Here is a 21,439-nt window from a genome sequence, read left to right as displayed (position 1 = left end):
TTGACGCCTGTCTGAACCCGTCAACCCGCTTGAATAGAAACGCCTGAGTCCCCATAACAAACGAAACCATCTGACGCGGAAAAATCGGAATAAAATGCCCAGTACTGAAACATTTATGGATACGACTTTCTGGACGACAGCAGGCGCAATTGTTGCCCTGCTTCTTTTGTCTGGTTTTTTCTCGGGTTCGGAAACCGCGCTGACGGCTGCGTCACGCGGAAAGCTTCGCGCACAGGCTGATAAGGGGTCAAAGGGTGCTGAATGTGCGCTGAACGTGACCGAAGATAATGAGCGCCTGATCGGGGCGGTTCTGCTTGGGAACAACCTTGTAAATATTCTGGCGACGTCACTTGCGACCGCCTTGTTCACCCGTTCTTTCGGTGAAAGCGGCGTTGCGCTTGCAACACTGGTCATGACGGTTCTGGTTCTGGTTTTCGCAGAAGTGCTGCCCAAAACCTACGCAATCACAAACCCGGAAGTCGCGGCTGCGCGGGTATCTCCTGTGATCAGAATTGTAATTTTGGTTCTATCGCCAATTGTGTCGTCCGTGCGTGCAGTCGTGCGTATCATTCTGAGTATGTTTGGGGTCAAAACAGATCCTGACAGCCATATTCTGGCGTTACGTGAAGAAATTGCAGGTGCAATTTCACTTGGCCATTCCGAAGGATCTGTTCAGAAAGAAGACCGTGACCGTCTGCTCGGTGCGCTGGACCTTGGGGACCGAACGGTCGAAGAGATCATGTTGCATCGCTCTGAGATTGAAATGATCAATGTCGAAGAAGAGGCCGAGCAAATACTTTCGCAATGCCTGCAATCGCCCCATACGCGTTTGCCGATCTACAAGGGTGATCCGGATAATATAGTTGGAGTTGTACATTCGAAAAACCTTTTGCGCGCAATGGACCGTTTGATCCGTGGGCCTGAAGCATCTGAAGAAGCGCTCAAAGATTTCAAAGTGCTTGATGTTGCGATGAAACCCTATTTCATACCGGAAACAGCGACACTCGATGACCAGATGCGCCAGTTCCTACGCCGTCATACGCATTTTGCGCTGGTCGTAGATGAATATGGTGCGCTTCAGGGGTTGATTACGCTTGAGGACATCCTTGAAGAAATCGTCGGTGAAATTACTGACGAATTCGACAGTGAGGATGGCCCTCCTATGAAGCGCCTGGAGGATGGACAAATTCTTGTTGACGGTGCGACAACAATTCGCGATCTCAAAAGGGCTACAGACTGGCAATTGCCTGATGAAGAGGCAAACACGATCGCAGGACTTGTGATACACGAAGCACAGATGATCCCGTCACAGGGCCAGGTATTCAGCTTTCATGGTTTTCGTTTCGAAATTGTGACGCGCAAAGCAAACCGGATCACAAAACTGAAAATCCGGCCGCTCTAGGTTTTTTGCAAGTTTCAAGTTCCCCGCTAAACACCTCAGGCAGGGATATTCAGAGGTTTCGAAGGAAACGGGTTAGCGCCCTTTGAACAATGTGCCAAAGATACCGCGCACGATACGACGGCCCGTGGTCCCTTTGAGTTCCTTTATCACGACTTTACTCAGTGATTCCACAAAGCCATCTGGCTCTCTTCTGCGGCTCGAAGTCGAACGTTCGACGCGCGTTCCGGAATAACGCCGCCCTGCCTTATGTTCGCGCTCCGCTTCTTCGGCTTCTTCTTCTAGTCGTTCTGCCTCTTCCGCTTCTTTTGCGGCGCGCGCAGCACGCTCTTTCAGCATTTCGTAGGCTGACTCTCGGTCTTTGGCCGTGTCGTATTTCCCGGCAACCGGAGACTCAGCCATGACAAGACGGCGCAACTCGGCGCTTATGGGTCCCAGTTGAGAAGATGGTGGGCGTACCAGCGTACGTTCCACGACCCCTGGTGCGCCTTTCTTTTCAAGTGTTGAGGTTACGGCCTCGCCAACACCTACCTCGCGGATTGCCTGTTCCGTATCGAACCTTGAGTTGTCGCGGTATGTCTCCGCAGCGTGGCGCAATGCCTTTCGATCTTTCGCGGTAAAGGCGCGAAGCGCATGCTGGATACGATTGCCCAACTGGCCGAGGATATTCTCTGGCACATCCTGCGGATTTTGCGTGACGAAATAAACACCAACGCCTTTTGAACGGATCAGGCGTGCCACCTGTTCGACTTTCGTCACCAGAGCCTTGGGCGCGTCATCAAACAAAAGATGCGCCTCATCAAAGAAAAACACGAGCTTTGGTTTGTCGGGGTCACCAACTTCCGGGAGTTCTTCAAACAACTCAGACAGCAACCAAAGCAGGAAGGTTGCATAAAGGCGCGGAGCCCCCATTAGGGCAGCGGAAGTCAGAATATTAATGCGCCCGCGGCCTGCGTCGTCCACCGTCATCATGTCATTCAGGTCCAGCGCTGGTTCGCCGAAAATTAGGGCGCCACCCTGGTTTTCGAGAACCAGCAAACGACGCTGAATAGCCCCGATCGAGGCGACAGAAACGTTCCCGTATTGCAATGACAGGGATTTGTTGTTTTCGCCAACCCAGATAAGCAGCGCTTGTAGGTCTTTGAGGTCTAGAAGAGGTAAACCCTGCTCATCCGAAACACGAAACGCAATGTTGAGCACACCTTCCTGCGCCTCTGTCAGTTCAAGCAATCGACCGATCAACAGCGGCCCCATTTCAGCGACCGTCGTTCGAATGGGATGACCTTCCTCGCCGAAAAGATCCCAGAACGTCGTTGGGAAAGATTTGTAACTGTAATCGTCAAAGCCGATGGTCTTAGCACGGCTCATGAAAGCATCGTGCAATTTGAACTCGGCAGAGCCGGGGGCTGCGAGACCGGAAAGATCGCCTTTCACATCCGAAAGGAACACAGGAACCCCGGCATCAGAAAACCCTTCGGCAAGGATTTGCAGTGTCACCGTTTTACCAGTGCCGGTCGCGCCAGCAATAAGCCCGTGCCGATTGGCGTATTTCAACAATACGCCCTGGTCGATTGCGTAATCTTCGCCACCGCCGCCTAAATATACCCTGTTGTCCACCCGCACGATTCCCCGTTTTTAAAAAGCACATACAATAGAAACACAATGTTAACCTTTTACTGCCAGTCTATCCACTGTCCGACAAGTGCTGCATTTAGCACGGATATTCCTTCATCCCGAATGACTGGTCGCACCATCGTGTGCGACCCTTTTTTTCAGTTCAGGCAACATGGTGTAGTTTGAATTTTTACTGTTGACCGAAAACAGCAAAGAACATACGGTTTGGCCAATAATAAGTCGGCCAGTCCGACGGGGAGAAGTCTTTGGAAAAAGGGTCGTTTCGCGACCCTTTTTTTCCGGGCGGACGAAGTGGCGGGTTTTTGCAAACTTTAAGGCAAACCTTTAGAATTAAGCCTGACTCTCGCAAATTCACATGATAAACGCTTTGCAGAAATTGGAATGATGGAAACCAAATGACTGATTTGATGAAAACGCTTGCGTTGTTCGGCCTGATGGCCGTTGCAAGCCCAGCCTTTGCTCAGGAAACCACAACTGAAACGGAAGCGGCCACTGAAGAAGTAACTGAACAAGCAACCTCAGAAACCGTACCGGCGCTTGATTTGGGTGAAGAAGTCACTGAAGAAAATCAGGTTGGACAGCTTTACGTAAAAGAAACCTTTGGGGATTGGACCGTTCGTTGTGTGCGTGCGGAAGAAGGGCCAGAGCCTTGCCAGATTAACCAAACGCTGGTGAGCGCGGAAGATTTGCCAGTTGCAGAGATCAGCCTCTATCCATTGCCAGAAGGTCAGCAAGCGGCAGCGGGTGCAACAATTGTGACACCACTTCTGACGCTGCTTACAGAACAGATCACGATCAAAGTGGATAATGGAACAGCTAAAAAATATTCTTTCAGCTGGTGTGAGAGCAACGGGTGCTATGCACGTGTTGGCTTTACTGCCGAAGACATTGCCGCATTCAAACGCGGCGCAAGTGCCACGATGAGCATCGTGCCAGTTGCCGCACCTGACCAGCGTGTAACGGTTCAGATTTCTTTGACCGGGTTTACAGCAGGTTACGACTCTTTAACAGTCGCCAACTAAAAGCAATTCCAGAAAAATTTAAAAAGCCGCCCCTTTAGGGGCGGCTTTTCTTTTGCGCCTATCCCATTTCGTGTTGCACGGTCATGCGAACCGGGCGTGGGGTGTTTCAGAATAGACCAATGTCATTCTTGGACTCGCCTGAAATGGCCTGAAGCACATCCCAGTGTTCAACAATTTTTCCCACGTCTTCAAATCGGAAAATATCGATATCGGCATTGTCGTCGCTGCCGGGCTAAAGCTGATGACTATGAAGAACAACGAAATCCCTCTCTACGATTGTCCTTTTAAAGTGCGTTAGGTTTGTTCATTTCAGAATTTTCGCTCATTTCATTTCCCTCATGCCAAGCATCTAGTTTATCAAGCTTTGATCAATTAACTGTTTAGATTGAACGCAATTTTTCTACGATTAATTATTGCAACTGGGATCGTCTAAGAAAGAACGGTACGATTTCATGCTACGCTTTACTTATAATGCTATTAAGATTTTCGCAGTGCGATCACAGCATTTAGCCCGCCGAAAGCAAATGCATTGGAGATGGCCACATCTACAACTGCCTCACGCGCCTCATTTGGTACGACATCAAGCGCGCATTCCGGGTCAGGTTCCTCGTAGCCAATGGTTGGTGCTACGACGCCTTCTCGCAATGCCATAATGCATGCCAAAAGTTCGACCGCTCCAGTTCCGCCAATCAAATGACCGTGCATGGATTTTGTGGATGAAATCATCAGTTTGTCGGCGTGGTGCCCAAAGACATCTGCAACAGCCGCGCATTCGGTCTTGTCATTTGCTGCGGTTCCCGTGCCATGGGCGTTGATATAAGCAACATCTTCGGGGTTAAGCCCTGCGTCCTTTATTGCGCCAGCGATTGCACGGGCAGCACCTTGTTTGGAGGGCATAACAATATCTGCAGCGTCCGATGACATGGCAAAGCCAACCACTTCTGCTAAAATTTCGGCCCCTCTGGCTTTCGCGTGTTCATATTCCTCGAACACGAAAACCGCCGCACCTTCGCCCTGCACCATGCCATTGCGGTTGGCACTGAAAGGGCGGCAGGCATCGCGCGACATAACCCTTAACCCTTCCCAGGCTTTCACCCCGCCAAAACACAGCATCGACTCTGAACCACCGGTGACCATGACTTTGCACATTCCGGAACGAATAAACAGAAAGGCCTGCCCCATGGCGTGGTTTGACGAGGCACAGGCCGTGGCAACCGTAAAGCTTGGCCCTTTAAGATTATGCTCGATTGAAACATGGCTGGCAGCTGCGTTGTTCATCAGCTTTGGGACGACAAAGGGATGAACCCTGTTCTTACCCTCTTCGTACACGGCACGGTAGTTATCATCCCAGGTATTTACACCGCCGCCAGCTGTTCCAAGAACAACACCGGACGACTGGGCAAGTTCGCCATCAAAACTAAGCCCCGATTGCGTGATCGCCTCATTCGCGGCCAGCAAAGTAAACTGAGTAAATCTGTCGTACAGTGCTATTTTCTGGCGGTTGAAGTGGCTTTCTGGTGCGTAATCGTGGACCTGCCCGCCAATGCGGATCGACAAACGTTCAACATCGCGAAACTCGAGCGGGCCGATCCCGCATTTCCCTTCGCGCATGGACTGCAAGGTATCCTCAACATTCGTTCCAAGTGCATTGATTGTGCCCTGCCCGGTTATGACAACTCGGTGCATCAGGCCTGCTCTGAAACCAGACCTTCGACTGCTTTTACAATCGAGGCCACAGACGAAATATCAAATTCGCTTTCCGTCGGATTGTTGGCGTTAAAAGGGACTTGAATGTCAAAAGCCTCTTCAATCGCAAATATGCTTTCAACCAGACCCAGGCTGTCTATTCCGAGATCTTCAAGCGTTGAGTCTAGACCAACATCAGACACGTCCAGAACAGCCTGTTCAGCTATGATTTTAAAGATTTTTTCTTTAACACTATCGGACATGAGGCCTCGCAATCAACTAGGGTTGTCTAGTCCTTCTCACCGTTTTTTGAAACAGATTTTTGAAGTTCCGAAAATTGGCGCATGAGCCGTGGCAAACGTCGCAGTGCTTTTTGAATTTCGATCTGACTTTCCATTTTCATGGCTGGCGATCCAAGCAGAACACGTCCGGCAGGGGCATTGCTGAAAATTTTCGTCGCGCCGCCTGCAACAACATCGTCGCCGACGAAAATATTGTCACTGACACCAACCTGCCCACCCAGAATTACGCGGTTGCCGATGCGGGCAGACCCCGCAACGCCAACCAGACCGCACAAAAGACAATCTTCGCCGATTTGGACGTTGTGACCGACCTGTACCAGATTATCGATCTTGGTGCCGCGCCCGATACGTGTGGCCCGAATTGTTCCGCGATCCAATGTAGAGTTAGAGCCAACCTCCACGTCATCGCCGATCTCTACATTTCCCAGCGAATAGATCCGAGTCCAGCTTTGTTGGTTGATGTCGCCCTGATCACCAAGATTCTCGCGCACCTTTTCAACGCTGGATTTTTCCGGCGTTACGAAGGAAAAACCGTCTCCTCCGATCGTTGCATTGGCTTGCGCGATAAAACGATCACCAATCGAAACGAATGGCCCGATCCGGACACCCGCGTGAAGCAGGATGTCGGAGCCAAGTGACGACCCTTTCGCTATCGAGACGTGGCTTGCGATACGCGCGTTATCGCCAATTTTCACGAGATGCCCGATAACAACAAAGGCGCCGATAGTCGCGTTTTTACCAATCTCAGCGGTCGGATCAATGACAGCCGTCGAATGAATGCCCGGCTCAATATCTGGGCCTTGATCCATCAATTTTGTCAGGCTCGACATTGCATAACGGGGTCTAGCAACGATAATTGCGGCCTTCAGCCCAAGTGCTTGCCAGTCCGCACCGTCCCACAATACTGCAACCTGTGCGGAACCATTTATCAACGTGTCCCCGTAATCCGGGTTCATGGCTAAAGCCAGAGCTGTCGGGCTGGCATCTGCAGGTTCGGCCGCATGTGTGACAGAGAGATCAACATCACCAACGGCTTTTGCCCCCAGCGCTGCTGCAATTTCTTTTACAGTGAAACCCATCTCATTCCCCTTCGGTGCGAACGGTCAATTCGCTGTTGGGGTAAGATTTAACTACGAACGGCGCGGAGTGCCACCCCAGCCTGTGACAAGGCGTTCCAGATTCGACGATCCCGCCCATAAATGTCACGACGAAACTGAGTTCTGCCCCGCGCCTGGGTAAATGCGGTTCTGTAAATCAGATGCACTTGTATCGGCACCTCAAGCGGGACAACGGTTTCGCGACCAGTCGCGAGGCGCTCTTGAAAAAAGGCTTCCGGGTTTGAAACCTGACGCGCAAGAAGCGCATAAGCAAAATCAAAGGGGTCGTTCAGACGAATGCAACCGTGGCTGAAATCACGAACTTCACGCGCAAACAGATTTTTCGCTGGTGTATCGTGCAAGTAAATATTGTGCGGGTTCGGAAACATAAATTTCACCAACCCAAGCGCATTCCGACGGCTTGGCGGTTGTTTAATATCAAATGGAAAATTGTGTGTGTCGAACTGAGTGAAATCAATACTCGCGCGATCCACAAGTTGCCCACGAACATCTGTAATACGCATATGCCCTGCTGCATTCGGATCACGCTGCAGCAAAGGAAGATATTCCTCTGTCGCAATTGAGCGAGGCACATTCCAAGTCGGATTAATAACCATGTGCTCCATCACATCGGAAAATTCTGGCGAGCGGCGGTCTGACTGGTTTTTGCCAACCACGGACCGTGTGCTGAATGTAACCCTACCGTTATCAACGATCTTTGCCGTGAAATCGGTCAGGTTTACCAGAACGTGACGGTCCCCTCTGTCGCGGTTCAGCCACCGTTCACGCTCCATGGCGACGATGACGGATTGCAGGCGGTTCTCAACGCCCACATTCAGTTGCTGAATTGTAGCCTGTCCCGCAACACCGTCCGGTGTCAGACCATGTGCAAGCTGAAACTGCTGAACTGCTTGCTGGATCGCGGCGTCGTATGTTTGGGTCGCACTGCGACGCATGTACCCCATTGCAATCAAACGATTGCGTAATATGACGACCAGATTGCCACTATCGCCCGGCTCCAGTTTGCGCGCAGCTACGTCGGGACCCCAACCACCCCGGCCAAGCAGACGCTCAAACCGGAGCTTTTCAGCCATCAATCGGTTGTATTCTGGCGTTTTAGGTGTCAAAGCCCGAAAAACACCGTTAGGCGATCTGCTTGCCAAAGTTCGCAGCAGGGTCAATCTGTTAACACGCGGAACGACACGAACAATGCCTTCGTCAACGCGGGACGGCACAAGAATACCTGTTTGAATATCGCGTGCATATTGCAGGAACTTGCGGCTGAGATCCACTTCAAGCTGCCCACGCGCACGCGGCGTATTTGCAGCCCTTAGCGCCGCACGTATTTCAGTGGGGTCGTACCTGCGAACAGGCAACGCATGGTCGCCGGCGTTTTCCAAAGCAGATAGAAAAGCACGACGAAGCTGGGCATCCCGCCCTGCCCGACCTGTCCAGATCGGATCATAACTTCTTGTTCTGTAAAACTCTGCAATTTCAATGTCACCTGACGCAGCTTCTGCAACTGCTTGCTTAAAAGCAGTCACCTGTGCGTGCGCAGGTACAGTCAACCCCAGACTGACAATAATCAGTGCAAACAGGGCGCTCCACACGTTTAAAAATGCTTGGCGTGGTACAAACGATGTCATAAAATTTCCTATGGTCGGCGCAAAATCATGCATACATGCATATAAGCGTGAATTTTCGGGGAACTAGGTATCAGAGTCCATTCACTTTTGCGAGTAAGCCCCCGTATTTCCACAGGGTGTGCACGAAAAGCAACTCTTTCCAATTAAGTGGGAAACAGTGAGTTTCAGCGAATTCTTGCCGATTTTACTTGATTCGGTCGCTCTTTGGTAAAGAGCACTTGGTCACCGATTCGACTTATGCCATAACGCACGGGATAGCGCGCGACGGGAAGCCGTAACTTAAGCGGCGTAAAGCACGGTGGGACAGGCTAAAATAAATGACTAGTAAGACGGATTCACAGTTCACACGACGTGGAATTTTAGGGGCGTTCGCAGCAACAGCCCTTGTAGCAGCGCCAACATATTCAAAAGCAGCTGGGTTTCTCAGAGGTGGTGGCGATATTCGCCGCATCAGAATGTACTCTGGCCGAACCGGCGAAAACATAGACATGATCTATTGGGTTGACGGCGAATACGTTCGCGAAGCCCTGACCGAAATCAACTATTTCATGCGCGACTGGCGGCAGGATCAGGCCACAACAATCGACCCGCGTACCATCGACATCATGGCAGCCTCTCACAGTCTGCTTGACGCGAATGAGCCTTATATGATGCTCTCCGGCTACCGCACGCCGCAAACCAATGCATTGTTGCGCTCGCGGTCACGTGGTGTTGCGCGTAACTCGCTTCACATGCAGGGTAAAGCTGCTGACTTGCGGCTATCTTCGCGCAGCGTTGGCCAGATATTCAGTGCAGCGAAATCTTGCAACGCAGGTGGCGTTGGCCGCTACTCAAGATCTAATTTTGTTCATATGGATTGCGGGGATATCCGTAATTGGGGAAGCTGACCGAACGCGTCTTTTCCTAGGACAAAAAGATAAAGCGCCTGCTTTTTGCGGCGCTTTTTTATTTGAAATATTTCTCTTGCTCCGAGCGGAGACGAAGACACCAACAAACTACATCAGCAAGGTGAGAAACACTCAAGCTCGCTCAGACATCCACTCAATTTTTCCAAAATCATATCGACATCCCCTTCCTCAATTGTCAGAGGCGGTCTGATTTTTAGAATGTTATCGTGGGGACCTTCTGTACCAATCAGAACGCGGTGCTCGCGCATTCTGTTCAGAACGTAATCCGCAGCATCCGTCGCAGGCGCAAGGCTTTCGCGATCCTGAACAAGTTCGACACCGACAAACAAACCAAACCCACGTACATCGCCTATTAAGTTGTGCTTTTTCTGAAGGCTGCGAAGGCCGTCCAAAAGCCGACCTCCCATTAGGCGCGCATTTTCCTGAAGCCCTTCATCGTCAACGATATCAAGAACCTCTTTTCCAGTGCGGCAAGATAACGTTGAGCCGCCGAAGGTCGAAAAATATTCTATGCCATTTGAAAAGCTCCTGGCGATCTCTGCCGTTGTCACAACCACGCCAATCGGATGACCGTTTCCAATGGGCTTACCCAAAACAATGATGTCTGGTTTCGCGCATTGTTGCTCAATTGCATAGTAATAATCCCCAAGTCGCCCAAGTCCGGTCTGCACCTCGTCGGCGATGCAGACACCGCCCGCTGCACGAATTTTCGAGTAAACTTTTGCCAGATACCCTTTGGGTGGGATGATCTGGCCGCCAACACTTGGAAAGGTTTCTGCGATAAATCCGGCGAGCTTGCCACCCCGCGCCGCGATTTCATCAAGAGCGTCATCAACCAAAGCAGCATATTTCCCGGCCCGGTCCGGATCATCCCGACGAAAACGGCCACGGTAGTCATCGGCAACTTCAACCAGATGTACCCAGTCCTGCTGCCCTACCCCGCCCGGTTTGTTGAATTTGTAAGCAGACAGGTCAATCGCACCGGTCGTATTGCCGTGATAGCCGTGATCGGGCGTTATCATATCCTTGCCACCCGAATGCGCACGCGCAAGGCGCAATGCAAGCTCGTTTGCTTCAGACCCTGAATTGACGAAAAAGCAGATGCTCAGGTGATCCGGCATCTTAGAGAGCACTTTGTCAGCAAATTCTGTCTGCGCGGGATGCAGGTAACGTGTGTTCGAATTCATCCTCTTTAGCTGGTCAGCAGCAACGGCCTGTATCCTTGGGTGCGCATGGCCGACATGAGGGACGTTATTATAGGCATCAAGATACGGACGACCCATTTCGTCAAACAGATTATGACGCCAACCACGTAGAAACATCACCGGGTTTTCGTAGCTCAGCTTCAAATTCCCGCCAAAATGTACCCGCCGCTTTTCAAGGACAGTTTCCATTTCAACCGGTTGATAGGCTGTTTTCGCATCTGGAATATTCAGCAAAGCAGCCGGGTTTGGGCACAGTTCTTGCCACAGATAAAGTTCATCCGGGTCTGCGACCCCGGGCCAGTCGTCGCCCATTCCGTCAGTCGTCAGCGCCAGTTGAAAATGAACATGTGGCGACCAGCCACCGTTTTGCGCCGGCGTACCAAGTTTGCAAAAGGCTTCTCCCTTTTTCAGGGTCTGACCGATTTTAAGCGTGGTCGTGACTTCCGGATCCAGATGGCCATAAAGCGTATAGAATATATCGCCGTCCGGTGTTTTGTGGCTCAGTATGACAACACCGCCGTAGTCAAGATGCATGTTCCTGTTCTCAACAACGGCAACGGTTGCCTCCATCGGCGCGTGAAGGGATCTGCCAGCAGGTGCAAAGGCATCCACGGCGATGTGAACCGTTCGTCTGTTTGACGCCTTCCAAGGTCCTTTCCGGAACACGTCGGCCGTGTAGATCAATCTGGGCTCTGCATAGTAACCCAACCATATCCGTCCCTGATCTTCAAACTCCTGCCCGACAAGTGCCGCTTCTTGTGGTGACAGATCAAACGGGTTTCGCGGTGTGGTCGAAGCAGCAACAGAAAGCGAGCCCATCGGTGCATCTGCAAGGTCCTCACCCATGATGGGCGCAAAATTTCCGCGCTCTGCGTTCAGGAACGCATGGATACGAGGTGCGGCATCTGTCACCGGGAACCCGCAGGCACAACGTAACCTCGCCCTCATTAACCCAGCGTCGATCTTCTGCCCTTCCAGAAACCGCCACGCCGGGGCCTGCGAGATTGTGACATATGGGTCATCCGGTGTCTGCTCAGCCATAAGGGTCGAATTTACAACGCTCACAGCCAGGCGCATTCTGAGCAGTGGGTAAATCATGTCTATTTCAGCAGCGCTGATCGGATGAACGCTGTGGTATCCGGCGACAAGCGCTGCAAGCGCATTTTCAGGTTCCTCGTGGTCCAGCACAACATAGGCACCTGCAATTGCAATCTCGCAAACACGAGGTGCCGTGACCATATCGCCGAGATCTATCAATCCCGATACTTCGTGCATGCCGGTCAAAGAGCCGCGCACCAGAATATTGTAGTCGTTAATGTCATTGTGAATCGCATGCTTTGGTAAGGCTGCCAGTTCAGGTTCCAGCGCCTCAAAATCAGAAATGACTTCAGATACCATTGCTTTACGGCCTGGATTTGTAAGCACCGTAATCTTTGGCCTGATCCAGCCAGCCTTTGTCAGGTTCCATTTGAAATCCCGTTCAAGATAGGGGTGTGCGAACTGTTCAAGCGCCTTATCCAGCAGCCCGATTTGTCTGCCCAGGAACTCTATCAATGAAAGCGAGTGCGGCTTGAAATCCGCATAACTGACACCATCAAGCGCAGTCATCACCCAGATATGACGCATTACCCCTGCCGCGTCCGGCATCGATGCGTAGCCCCGCCCATCAGGTATCGGAACAAGAAAGGGAGCCGGAAAACCCGGTGCAAATTTTTTGATCTGGTGCAGCGCCTTGCACTGCATATCGACCAGTTGTACGTCACAGCCCACATGCATGACTTTTAGAATGTGGTTTTTCCCATCGTCACCTTTTGCGAAAAAGTTCAGATCATATTCACCATTCAGGCGTGTAAGCTCAGCTGAAATTCCATAGATAGACTTCAAAACATCTTGCCAGTATGCGCGCATCTTTTCTGATCCAAATGATGTAAGATACCCTACGACTATGCTTAATTGAGTGAACCTTCCAGTGAATACAATGAAAACATTCATGACTGTTTCGAATGTCTGAAGGACTGAAACGGCACCAAGTAAAAATCAGCCTCCTTCCAAACACCATGTCGGCAATCCTTGACAAAGGATGCAAATAAAAGAGTTAAATGTCTGATAGATTTGATGCGTCAACCCGCATCGCCGAGTCGGCAACAACATCCTTACCGGACCTGGGGGCCATGGAAGCAGACTACGCAATAATCGGCGGCAGCATTGTCGGCCTTTCAATCGCTTGGGGGCTGCTGAAACGGGGGCGGCGCGTTCTTGTGCTGGACGGGGATGACGGTAGCTTTCGCGCGTCACGCGGAAACTTTGGCCTTGTCTGGGTTCAGGGAAAAGGCCTGAAGCAACCCGCATATGCACGTTGGACGCAAAAATCCGCAGCTGCTTGGGCGGATTTTTCAGCGGAGTTGGGCGAGTCAACAGGCTACAACCTCGCGCTTCAGCAGGCTGGAGGCTATGACTTCTATTTTGATGAGGAAAGCCTTGAGCAAAGGGTAGCTGAATTTGAAACCCTTAAAAAAGAGCTTGGCGGTGACTACCCCTTTGAGGTTCTGCGCCACAACGAACTCAAACGCGAAGAGCCCAACATCGGCCCGCGCGTTGCGGGCGCGATTCTTCATCATCAGGATGGGCATTTGAATCCGCTTCGGCTTTTGAAGTCTCTGGCTGACGATGTGCGCCGTATGGGCGGAACCGTAAAATGCGGGGTCCCGGTGAAACGCATATCAAAGCGGGATCTTTTTGAGATCGAAGCCGAAGACGGCACGATTTACGCAGCTCCGAAATTTGTCCTTTCTGCCGGGCTTGGTGCTATGGATCTTGGACCCCAGCTTGGTTTCTCTGCTCCGATCCGTCCGCAAAGGGGCCAGGTGCTGATCACGGAAAAACTGCCGAAAATGATGAACCGCCCGTCCGGAATAATCCGCCAGGTGGACGAAGGCAGTGTGCAGATCGGCGACAGCAAGGAAGAAGTCGGTCTCGATGATCGGGTGACGCTGGAAACAGCATCCGCAATCGCAGCGCGCGCCGTTGCAGTTTACCCGGATCTGGCGAAAGCCAAACTTGTACGAAGCTGGGGGGCATTACGCATAATGTCACCCGACGGTTTTCCGATCTATCAGGAATCCTCAACCACGCCCGGTGCATTTCTTGTAACATGTCACAGCGGTATAACGCTGGCGGCCGCACATGCGCGTTACCTTCCCGCTTGGCTGGACGGGTCTGATCAGGCCCCAAATCTGGAGGTGTTCAGTGAACAACGCTTCGCCATTTCATAACATTTCCCCTTCTGATGACCTCGTAACTGTTACCTTCGACGGTATTGAATACATCTTGCCCGATGGTGCAAATCTTGCTGCTTCCTTATTGGAAGCCGGTTTGCGGTATTTTCGCAATACGCCTGTCTCAGGCGCGCCACGCGGGCCTTTTTGCATGATGGGTGCCTGCTACGACTGTCTGGTTGAAATCGACGGCGAAACCCGGCAAGCCTGCATGACCGAAGTGACTTCCGGTCTGAAAATAGAACGCGCGCATCGCGACAAGGGTCTTGAAAATGACTGAGGTTGATCTGGTTATCGTTGGTGCCGGTCCAGCCGGAATGAGTGCCGCAGTAACCGCTGCAGAAATCGGCCTGTCTGTTCTACTGCTCGACGAGCAACCCGCAGCCGGAGGCCAGATTTACCGAAACGTTGCAAAGGCTGACGAGACACGCGGCGATATCCTTGGAAAAGACTACACCTATGGGTTGGAGCTGGTGACGGCCATGCGAAGTGCTTCCATTACCCATGTTACGGATGCAACAGTTTGGAAAATTGGCGAAGACGGGACGGTTGCGTATTCCGTAAACGGAAAAGCCAGCCTGGTCCAAGGTCGAAAAGTCATTCTTGCAACGGGTGCCCTGGAACGGCCTGTGCCGATCCCCGGATGGACATTGCCTGGCGTTATGACAGCTGGTGCTGCCCAAATATTGCTGAAGCAATCTGGCCTTGTTGCAGAGCGCGCCGTGATTTGCGGTTCGGGCCCGTTAATCTATCTGATCGCGCAACAAATGATCCGCGCAGGAAAGCCTCCACTGGCGATCATTGAGACGCAGACAAAAAGTGATTTGCTAAACGCCATGCGACACCTGCCCCACGCACTGCGCGGCTGGCGTTACCTGATGAAAGGCGCAAAGCTATTAAGCGAAATCAAACGCGCAGGCGTGATGCGCGTTACAGGCGCAGAGAACCTAGAGATCGAAGGTGATACCGAAGTTCGGGCGATTGCATTTACCCATCGTGGGCAAACCACGCGCATTCAATGCAATTTGGTTTTGCTACATCAGGGCGTTGTGCCCAATACGCAAGCGACTCGCTCATTGCGGCTTGAGCATGCGTGGAGTTCAGCGCAGCGCTGCTTTCATCCCATTACAAACGAATGGGGCCTCTCAAGCCTTGAGACGGTTTATGTTGCGGGTGACGGAGCGGGCATAGGTGGCGCAAAAGCCGCTGAACAGGCTGGCGCAATCAGCGCGTTACACGTCGCCTTTGCCCTTGGGTTTATAACAAAGGCAGACCGCGATAAGAGGGCTGCGCCAATACTGCGCCTGCAATCTGCTGAACTTGCATTACGACCCTTTCTGGACAGGGCATATCCGCCATCAGATCAGGTCCTAAAACCCGCCGACGATACCGTGATTTGTAGGTGCGAAGAAGTCACCGCAGGTGATATCCGCGCCTACGCGCGGCTGGGATGCACAGGGCCTAATCAGGCCAAGGCGTTTGGACGTAGCGGTATGGGCCCCTGTCAGGGACGTTACTGTGGATTGACTGTAACTGAACTGCTATCCCAAGAAACAGGTACAACACCTGATGCTGTTGGATCATATCACATCCGCCCACCTTTGAAACCAATCACGCTGGGCGAACTTGCCACTCTGGAACAAACTTTAACAGACGAAACCAAAGGACTGATTTAATGATAAAACGGATCGAAACTGGCACGCGGATGAGCAAAGTCGTTATACACAATGACGTGGCCTATCTTTGTGGGCAAGTGGGGAGCGGTACGACAGTAACCGAGCAGACAAAGGATTGCCTTGCACGGGTAGACGCATTGCTGGAACAGGTCGGATCCTCGCGTGAACACATGCTTCAGGCCATTGTCTGGATGTCTGATATGGCGGATGTAGCCGAGATGAATGCCGTCTGGGACGCTTGGGTTCCACAAGGGCACGCGCCTGCCCGCGCCTGCGAGGAAGCGAAACTTGTAAGCGAAAGCCTGAAAGTCGAAGTTATCGTAACTGCGGCTATTCCCAGTTAAAGCAGACAAAAACTGAGGCGCGGAAGAACGGCATTTAGAACCTCTATTTCCGCGCCCTTCTCAACAGCTTCAAGCCACCAGTTTCTTTTGTTTTGAAAACGGGCTGAGGCCAAGCCAGACTTGCATGGTTTCCGCAACTTCGCGTGAACCAAGCAGCTCTATCTTTTCACTTTCGCTTTTCACCGTGCCAAGCCCCATCCAGATCGCGGTCATCGTTCTCAAGTCTGTGGTGACGTAAAGGTCGATTTCAAACCCCGGATCAGACCAGCATAAATCAACGTCGCCTTCGCGTTCGATAACAAGCCACCAATCCCGTTTACTTGAAGGAAGATCAGAATACAGAAATTTCACCACTGTTCGCTGATCTGGCAAAGGCGACGGGTTGAGGTTGCGGCGCATGTCCCACATCAAAAGCGAAGGATCGAGGTTTTTCAAAGACAAGGATGACTCGACCCATTTCTGACCCCAAACTCCCAGTGCCTCGACAACAGATCGCAAGTCTTTGCCAGCCTCGGTCAGGTGATATTCAAAGACGCCCCGTTCTCCGCGGCAAGGTCGGCGCACGATAATATTTGCAACTTCAAGTTCTTTTAAGCGGGTCGACAAGAGCGACGGTGACATTTTCGGAACCCCGCGCCTGAGATCATTGAACCGCGTCGTTCCAGCGACAAGCTCTCGCATCAAAACCATTGTCCACCTTGTACAAAGTATCTCTGATGCCATCGCAACCGGGCAGAACTGCTTGTAGCCAGCATTTGTCATCAACGCCTCCTTCATTCTTTCACCAGAGTATAATAGAGAACTCAGGCGCTCTAGTTCAGAAACTGTACTCGTCGATTCAGACTTTGAACTAGATATCGCTCGCTTACTGTTCCACTATCCTGAAACAAGCGAACAAAAAAACAAAAGGGAGACAAACGATGAGCGTGTATCTTATTGCAGAGGTCAAAGTAACAGACGACAGTTGGGTGTCCGACTATGTTACCAATGTTCACGACCTTGTTGAAAAGCACGGTGGCAAATATTTGTCCCGAAGCGGCAATATCGAAACGCTGGAAGGGGAAGACAAGGATGCAACGTTGATTGCGATTCTGGAATTTCCGACAAAAGACGCATTGCTGGGTTTCGCAAATGACCCCGCTTATGCGCCATATGGCTCTGCCCGTCAGGCAGGTAGCATAAGTAATTTTCACATGATTGATGATACCGACCTTGCAGGAACTATTCCGTATCTTCCCGCTGGCTGAAAATACGTGAAACAACAGGCAGTCTAAGCTTACTTGCAACAACTTTCTTTTCCCCGAAACAGCGGAATGGCAACAGTATTCGTTTGGGCGTCCTCAATACTGTAGTTCCCTGTTTCGGGAACATCTTTCTAAATCAGATTTAGCCGAGAAACGGCTTGCCTCAGCTATTCAGGCCAGATTCTGACCGGATCAGTTGCGCGTCGGTGAAAACAATAGCTTGATGTAAGAGCGAAGCAACATGACCTGCCTCGGCAACACACCCGGGTCGCGCAACGCTTTGGACATGATGATACCGCCCTCAACGGTGTTCGAGACCATGTCAGCCAGATCATCCAGATCCACACTATCTCTGGCAGGGTATATTTCAGTGATCTCATCGAATGTGTCGCGAAATCGTTTGCGCCAGACAAGGGTTGTCTCGCGGGTCAGATCCCTGATTTCCTGATCGAACAGACGTTCCTGATAACAATAGGTCGCAACAAGACATCCGGGGTGGCCACTTGATAGATCTTCCATCATCTCTGCGAAAAGTTTCAGACCAATAAGGAATGAATGCAGAGGGTCGTCATGCAATTCGCGCGACCGGTTGAAAAGATCATCAAGTATGAATTCTTCTTTTTCGATGTACCGAACCAACAAGGCACGCGCGAGATGGTTCTTGTCTTTGAAATGATAGAAAAAGCCACTTTTTGTAATTTCAGCTGCAGCAATAATTTCGTCGATTGAGGTTGCTCCAAAGCCTTTTTCAAGGACAGCTACCTCGGCGATGCCAAGTAGCCTCTCTCTTGTTTCACTTCCCTTTGCCAACGTAATCGCTCCGATTTTACTGTACCGTAAGTACAGTTTTTAGGTGGTTTGGAAATCTATGGACGTATAGTAAGGCATAACACGTTGATAAACTACGTAATTTTTTTCTGAATTTTTAGAACTTTAACTCTACTAGTTTCATCGCCTCTCAAATTGGATGTTCCCCCAATCAAAACGGAGGAACTGAAATGACAACCCCAAAATACCGAAAGAACCTTCCGCTGCTTGATGGGCGGCGGTTCCTGACTGACGGTGGACTTGAAACCGTTCTTATTTTCAACGAAGGGTTTGAATTGCCCTTGTTCGCGGCGTTTACGCTGCTGAAAGACCAGAAAGGTGTCGCCGCGATAAAGCGTTACTTCGCAAAATTTTGCGATATCGCCAGAACAAATGGGACTGGATTTATTCTCGACACTCCTACGTGGCGGGCAAGCAAACGCTGGGCGGACGAACTGGGATATTCAGATGTCGCGCTTAGGGCAGCGCACGAAGACGCGGTTACATTAATGAACGAAATCCGAGACGCAAACGAAACTGAAACGACTCCCTACATTGTGAACGGCGTCGTTGGTCCGAATGATGATGGTTACAACCCGAACAGTTTTATGACAGCAAAGGAAGCCGAAAACTATCACGCGACCCAGATCGCCTATCTCGATTCTTCTGGTGTCGATATGATTACCGCACTCACCATGACCTATGTGGAAGAGGCTATAGGTATCGCTAAAGCCGCCCGGGCCAGAAACATCCCCTGTGTGATTTCCTTTACGGTTGAAACTGACGGGCGCCTGCCCTCGGGTCAGACCCTGAAGGACGCCATTCAACAGGTCGACATTGAAACAGACAATGCGCCGATCTACTTCATGATCAACTGCGCACACCCCGACCATTTTGTGGACGCCATCGCGAACAATGAAAGTTGGCTCGAGCGTATTCGCGGAGTACGGGCGAATGCATCCCGCATGAGTCACGAAGAACTGGACAACTCTGAGGAGTTGGATAACGGCGACCCGCAGGAATTGGGGAATGATGTTGTCGGATTGACGGAGTTATTGCCTAATCTGACCGTCTTTGGTGGCTGCTGTGGCACTGACCACAGACATATCGAAGCAATGGCGCGATCTTGCAGACATGAACACGCCGCCTGAAGGAAGATAACCGCCCTCTCATTGACGCAGATATGAGAGGGCGGCGGAGGACAATATGGAAACCATAACGCAAAGAATACGCCCCGCCCGCCCGGAAGACGGAATGCACCTTGCCCATCTGATCAATTTCGCAGGCGAAGGTATGCCTTACCATTTTTGGTCAAAACTCGAGGAACCCGGTCAGGACCCGTGGGAGATTGGCGAGGCACGGGCGCAAAGGTCGGACGGAAGCTTCAGCTACAAAAATGCATTTGTCATCTCCGTTGATAACAGCGTTGCAGCCTGTCTGATCACCTACTCAATTGGTGATGAGCCTGACGAGATAACGCCGGATACCCCGACCATGTTCGTCCCACTTATTGAGTTGGAGAACCTCGCGCTATCCACACAGTACGTCAGTGTTTTGGCTGCATTTCCTGAATACCGCGGAAAAGGATTTGGCTCTGAACTCTTAAAACAAGCCGAAGCCGCGTGCACTAACGACCAGATGAGCATCATCGTGTCAGACGCAAACAAAGGTGCACGCCGCCTGTATGAAAAACACGGGTACAAACCCACTGCCTCGCGTCCAATCGTTAAGGAAGACTGGAAGAACCCGGGTGAAAACTGGATTCTGATGAAAAAGACGCTATAAAAAAGCAGCGTCTGAGGAAAGTTGGAGAAACGAAGTTCGATCGACACATCGTCAAAGAGGTGTCGGTCGAACTTTCTCTGTTTTTTTGGTTTAAACGCCATATCGCCAAACACATTTGGCAAACCCAAAACACTTTTTAGAAACTCAGCAAGCGATCGCCTTTTTCGTCACGGATATGCGTAGGCAAACCCAGAGTATCAAGTTGTTTTAAGAAAGGTTTCGGAGGAAGTTCCTCTATGTTCGCCATTTTTTTCACGTCCCATTCACCAGTTGCGATCAGCATTGCTGCGGCAACGGCCGGCACACCTGCCGTGTAGGAAATACCTTGACTTCCAACCTCGGCATAGGCATCTGCGTGATCTGCAACGTTATAGATGAACACTTCGCGCGCAGCACCCTGCCATTCACCCTTCACAATATCCCCAATACAGGTTTTACCCGTGTATTCGGGCGCGAGAGAGGCCGGATCAGGCAACAAAGCCTTGACCACTTTCAGCGGTACAACCTCTACGCCTTCTGCCGTAACAACGGGTTTTTCCGAAAGCAATCCAAGGTTCTTCAAGACCGTGAAAACGGTAATGTAACGTTCTCCAAACCCCATCCAGAACCGCACATTCGGCACATCAAGGTTTTGCGAGATTGAGTGGACTTCATCATGGCCTGTCATGTAGGCGCGCTGGGTGCCAACAACCGGCAGATCCCAGTCTTTGCCAATTTCAAACATCTTGTTTGAAACCCATTTGCTGCCCTGCCAGGACCAAACTTCGCCCGTGAATTCGCGAAAGTTGATTTCCGGGTCAAAATTTGTGGCAAACCACTGACCGTGGCTGCCAGCGTTGATATCAATGATGTCAATCTCATCAATCCGGTCAAAATATTCGTCAGCCGCAAGTTTTGCATAGGCATTCACCACACCGGGGTCAAAACCAGCCCCCAGAATGGCAGTCACGCCTGCTTTTTCGCATTCCTCGCGACGCTTCCATTCGTAGTTGGCGTACCAAGGTGGTGTTTCGCAGATTTTAGCTGGGTCTTCGTGGATTGCGGTGTCGATATAAGCTGCACCGGTTTCAATACAGGCAGTCATGACCGTCATGTTCAAAAAAGCAGAGCCAACGTTGATAACGATCGTTGCATCGGTTGAACGAATGAGCTCGGCAACGGCCCCGGAATCCATTGCGTCCACTTGATGCGCCTCAAACACACCGGGTGTTTTCATAGCATCTTTATCGTTCACGCTGTCGATGATCATTTTGCATTTAGAAAGGGTTCTTGACGCGATATGCAAATCACCAAACAGGTCATTATTTTGCGCGCATTTATGCGCAACAACCTGCGCAACACCACCTGCACCAACGATAAGGACATTCCGTTTCATGTCGCATTCACCCCTTTCAAGTTTCAACAAATA

Annotated in this window: 19 protein-coding genes; 10 read left to right on the top strand and 9 right to left on the bottom strand. The window is 51.1% G+C overall.

Going from position 1 to position 21,439, the window contains the following annotated elements; all coding sequences use genetic code 11:
• The first annotated feature begins 94 nt into the window (after window positions 1–94).
• Window positions 95–1,402, top strand: a complete 1,308-nt coding sequence (locus J4E70_RS04280) for an HlyC/CorC family transporter (RefSeq protein ID WP_213887853.1) — start codon at window positions 95–97, stop codon at window positions 1,400–1,402.
• A gap of 72 nt (window positions 1,403–1,474) precedes the next feature.
• Here the strand turns inward: J4E70_RS04280 and J4E70_RS04275 are convergent, their stop codons facing one another.
• Window positions 1,475–3,016 (bottom strand): helicase HerA-like domain-containing protein, encoded by a 1,542-nt coding sequence (locus J4E70_RS04275; protein ID WP_213887852.1) that lies wholly within the window; start codon window positions 3,014–3,016, stop codon window positions 1,475–1,477.
• Window positions 3,017–3,429: 413 nt separating this feature from the next.
• Between J4E70_RS04275 and J4E70_RS04270 the strand changes: the two genes are divergently transcribed.
• Complete coding sequence (locus J4E70_RS04270; protein ID WP_213887851.1) at window positions 3,430–4,056, top strand: invasion associated locus B family protein; 627 nt, start codon at window positions 3,430–3,432, stop codon at window positions 4,054–4,056.
• A 477-nt stretch (window positions 4,057–4,533) separates the two neighbouring features.
• Here the strand turns inward: J4E70_RS04270 and J4E70_RS04265 are convergent, their stop codons facing one another.
• Genes J4E70_RS04265 through J4E70_RS04250 form a run of 4 tightly spaced genes read right to left on the bottom strand, consistent with a single transcriptional unit; the run spans window position 4,534 to window position 8,787 of the window.
• Window positions 4,534–5,742 (bottom strand): beta-ketoacyl-[acyl-carrier-protein] synthase family protein, encoded by a 1,209-nt coding sequence (locus J4E70_RS04265; protein ID WP_213887850.1) that lies wholly within the window; start codon window positions 5,740–5,742, stop codon window positions 4,534–4,536.
• The gene (locus tag J4E70_RS04260) at window positions 5,742–6,005 is read right to left on the bottom strand and encodes an acyl carrier protein (protein ID WP_213887849.1); all 264 of its coding nucleotides are present in this window, start codon (window positions 6,003–6,005) and stop codon (window positions 5,742–5,744) included. The genes J4E70_RS04265 and J4E70_RS04260 overlap by 1 nt, the downstream gene beginning before the upstream one ends.
• 26 nt (window positions 6,006–6,031) lie before the next feature.
• Complete coding sequence (gene lpxD, locus J4E70_RS04255; protein WP_213887848.1) at window positions 6,032–7,123, bottom strand: UDP-3-O-(3-hydroxymyristoyl)glucosamine N-acyltransferase; 1,092 nt, start codon at window positions 7,121–7,123, stop codon at window positions 6,032–6,034.
• A 47-nt stretch (window positions 7,124–7,170) separates the two neighbouring features.
• On the bottom strand, window positions 7,171–8,787 hold the full coding sequence (locus J4E70_RS04250) for a L,D-transpeptidase family protein (protein ID WP_213887847.1): 1,617 nt from the start codon (window positions 8,785–8,787) through the stop codon (window positions 7,171–7,173).
• Between the two features lie 317 nt (window positions 8,788–9,104).
• Between J4E70_RS04250 and mepK the strand changes: the two genes are divergently transcribed.
• Window positions 9,105–9,674, top strand: coding sequence for a peptidoglycan L,D-endopeptidase MepK (gene mepK, locus J4E70_RS04245; protein WP_213887846.1), 570 nt, complete (start codon window positions 9,105–9,107; stop codon window positions 9,672–9,674).
• 113 nt (window positions 9,675–9,787) lie between these two features.
• Here mepK and J4E70_RS04240 read toward each other — a convergent pair whose 3' ends face one another.
• On the bottom strand, window positions 9,788–12,808 hold the full coding sequence (locus tag J4E70_RS04240; RefSeq protein WP_213887845.1) for an aminotransferase class III-fold pyridoxal phosphate-dependent enzyme: 3,021 nt from the start codon (window positions 12,806–12,808) through the stop codon (window positions 9,788–9,790).
• Between the two features lie 191 nt (window positions 12,809–12,999).
• On the opposite strand from J4E70_RS04240, the gene J4E70_RS04235 reads away from it, so the two are divergent.
• Genes J4E70_RS04235 through J4E70_RS04220 form a run of 4 tightly spaced genes read left to right on the top strand, consistent with a single transcriptional unit; the run spans window position 13,000 to window position 16,195 of the window.
• Window positions 13,000–14,172 (top strand): NAD(P)/FAD-dependent oxidoreductase, encoded by a 1,173-nt coding sequence (locus tag J4E70_RS04235; protein WP_246531609.1) that lies wholly within the window; start codon window positions 13,000–13,002, stop codon window positions 14,170–14,172.
• The gene (locus tag J4E70_RS04230; RefSeq protein WP_247076795.1) at window positions 14,147–14,455 is read left to right on the top strand and encodes a (2Fe-2S)-binding protein; all 309 of its coding nucleotides are present in this window, start codon (window positions 14,147–14,149) and stop codon (window positions 14,453–14,455) included. The genes J4E70_RS04235 and J4E70_RS04230 overlap by 26 nt, the downstream gene beginning before the upstream one ends.
• Entirely contained in the window at window positions 14,448–15,851 is a 1,404-nt protein-coding gene (locus tag J4E70_RS04225) for an NAD(P)/FAD-dependent oxidoreductase (RefSeq protein WP_213887843.1), read from the top strand. Before J4E70_RS04230 ends, J4E70_RS04225 begins: the two co-directional genes overlap by 8 nt.
• Window positions 15,851–16,195: a RidA family protein gene (locus J4E70_RS04220; RefSeq protein WP_213887842.1), complete on the top strand. Its 345-nt coding sequence runs from the start codon at window positions 15,851–15,853 to the stop codon at window positions 16,193–16,195. The genes J4E70_RS04225 and J4E70_RS04220 overlap by 1 nt, the downstream gene beginning before the upstream one ends.
• 69 nt (window positions 16,196–16,264) lie before the next feature.
• Here J4E70_RS04220 and J4E70_RS04215 read toward each other — a convergent pair whose 3' ends face one another.
• Complete coding sequence (locus tag J4E70_RS04215) at window positions 16,265–16,957, bottom strand: winged helix-turn-helix transcriptional regulator (RefSeq protein ID WP_213887841.1); 693 nt, start codon at window positions 16,955–16,957, stop codon at window positions 16,265–16,267.
• A 158-nt stretch (window positions 16,958–17,115) separates the two neighbouring features.
• Between J4E70_RS04215 and J4E70_RS04210 the strand changes: the two genes are divergently transcribed.
• Window positions 17,116–17,442, top strand: a complete 327-nt coding sequence (locus J4E70_RS04210) for a DUF1330 domain-containing protein (RefSeq protein WP_213887840.1) — start codon at window positions 17,116–17,118, stop codon at window positions 17,440–17,442.
• Window positions 17,443–17,631: 189 nt separating this feature from the next.
• On the opposite strand, the gene J4E70_RS04205 is transcribed toward J4E70_RS04210, so the two are convergent.
• A complete protein-coding gene (locus J4E70_RS04205; protein WP_213887839.1) occupies window positions 17,632–18,249 on the bottom strand; it encodes a TetR/AcrR family transcriptional regulator in 618 nt (205 codons plus the stop codon).
• 188 nt (window positions 18,250–18,437) lie between these two features.
• Between J4E70_RS04205 and J4E70_RS04200 the strand changes: the two genes are divergently transcribed.
• Both J4E70_RS04200 and J4E70_RS04195 read left to right on the top strand, forming a co-directional pair.
• Window positions 18,438–19,397, top strand: a complete 960-nt coding sequence (locus J4E70_RS04200) for a homocysteine S-methyltransferase family protein (protein WP_213887838.1) — start codon at window positions 18,438–18,440, stop codon at window positions 19,395–19,397.
• A 55-nt stretch (window positions 19,398–19,452) separates the two neighbouring features.
• Complete coding sequence (locus J4E70_RS04195) at window positions 19,453–20,031, top strand: GNAT family N-acetyltransferase (RefSeq protein ID WP_213887837.1); 579 nt, start codon at window positions 19,453–19,455, stop codon at window positions 20,029–20,031.
• A 136-nt stretch (window positions 20,032–20,167) separates the two neighbouring features.
• Here J4E70_RS04195 and J4E70_RS04190 read toward each other — a convergent pair whose 3' ends face one another.
• The gene (locus tag J4E70_RS04190; RefSeq protein WP_213887836.1) at window positions 20,168–21,406 is read right to left on the bottom strand and encodes a saccharopine dehydrogenase family protein; all 1,239 of its coding nucleotides are present in this window, start codon (window positions 21,404–21,406) and stop codon (window positions 20,168–20,170) included.
• Between the last annotated feature and the right edge of the window lie 33 nt (window positions 21,407–21,439).

Origin of the sequence: Pseudohalocynthiibacter aestuariivivens (assembly GCF_018457175.1) — a bacterium.
Lineage (GTDB): Bacteria > Pseudomonadota > Alphaproteobacteria > Rhodobacterales > Rhodobacteraceae > Pseudohalocynthiibacter > Pseudohalocynthiibacter aestuariivivens.
Note: the sequence above shows the minus strand (reverse complement) of the source record. Positions and strands in the feature narration are given on the sequence as shown.

Excerpts from the sequence above, each read along its gene's own strand:
- J4E70_RS04270 (WP_213887851.1), top strand. The coding sequence starts at position 3,430 with ATGACTGATTTGATGAAAACGCTTGCGTTGTTCGGCCTGATGGCCGTT.
- mepK (WP_213887846.1), top strand. The coding sequence starts at position 9,105 with ATGACTAGTAAGACGGATTCACAGTTCACACGACGTGGAATTTTAGGG.
- lpxD (WP_213887848.1), bottom strand. The coding sequence starts at position 7,123 with ATGGGTTTCACTGTAAAAGAAATTGCAGCAGCGCTGGGGGCAAAAGCC.
- J4E70_RS04240 (WP_213887845.1), bottom strand. The coding sequence starts at position 12,808 with ATGCGCGCATACTGGCAAGATGTTTTGAAGTCTATCTATGGAATTTCA.
- J4E70_RS04215 (WP_213887841.1), bottom strand. The coding sequence starts at position 16,957 with ATGACAAATGCTGGCTACAAGCAGTTCTGCCCGGTTGCGATGGCATCA.
- J4E70_RS04225 (WP_213887843.1), top strand. The coding sequence starts at position 14,448 with ATGACTGAGGTTGATCTGGTTATCGTTGGTGCCGGTCCAGCCGGAATG.
- J4E70_RS04280 (WP_213887853.1), top strand. The coding sequence starts at position 95 with ATGCCCAGTACTGAAACATTTATGGATACGACTTTCTGGACGACAGCA.
- J4E70_RS04195 (WP_213887837.1), top strand. The coding sequence starts at position 19,453 with ATGGAAACCATAACGCAAAGAATACGCCCCGCCCGCCCGGAAGACGGA.
- J4E70_RS04220 (WP_213887842.1), top strand. The coding sequence starts at position 15,851 with ATGATAAAACGGATCGAAACTGGCACGCGGATGAGCAAAGTCGTTATA.
- J4E70_RS04260 (WP_213887849.1), bottom strand. The coding sequence starts at position 6,005 with ATGTCCGATAGTGTTAAAGAAAAAATCTTTAAAATCATAGCTGAACAG.
- J4E70_RS04210 (WP_213887840.1), top strand. The coding sequence starts at position 17,116 with ATGAGCGTGTATCTTATTGCAGAGGTCAAAGTAACAGACGACAGTTGG.
- J4E70_RS04265 (WP_213887850.1), bottom strand. The coding sequence starts at position 5,742 with ATGCACCGAGTTGTCATAACCGGGCAGGGCACAATCAATGCACTTGGA.
- J4E70_RS04235 (WP_246531609.1), top strand. The coding sequence starts at position 13,000 with ATGTCTGATAGATTTGATGCGTCAACCCGCATCGCCGAGTCGGCAACA.
- J4E70_RS04200 (WP_213887838.1), top strand. The coding sequence starts at position 18,438 with ATGACAACCCCAAAATACCGAAAGAACCTTCCGCTGCTTGATGGGCGG.
- J4E70_RS04250 (WP_213887847.1), bottom strand. The coding sequence starts at position 8,787 with ATGACATCGTTTGTACCACGCCAAGCATTTTTAAACGTGTGGAGCGCC.
- J4E70_RS04190 (WP_213887836.1), bottom strand. The coding sequence starts at position 21,406 with ATGAAACGGAATGTCCTTATCGTTGGTGCAGGTGGTGTTGCGCAGGTT.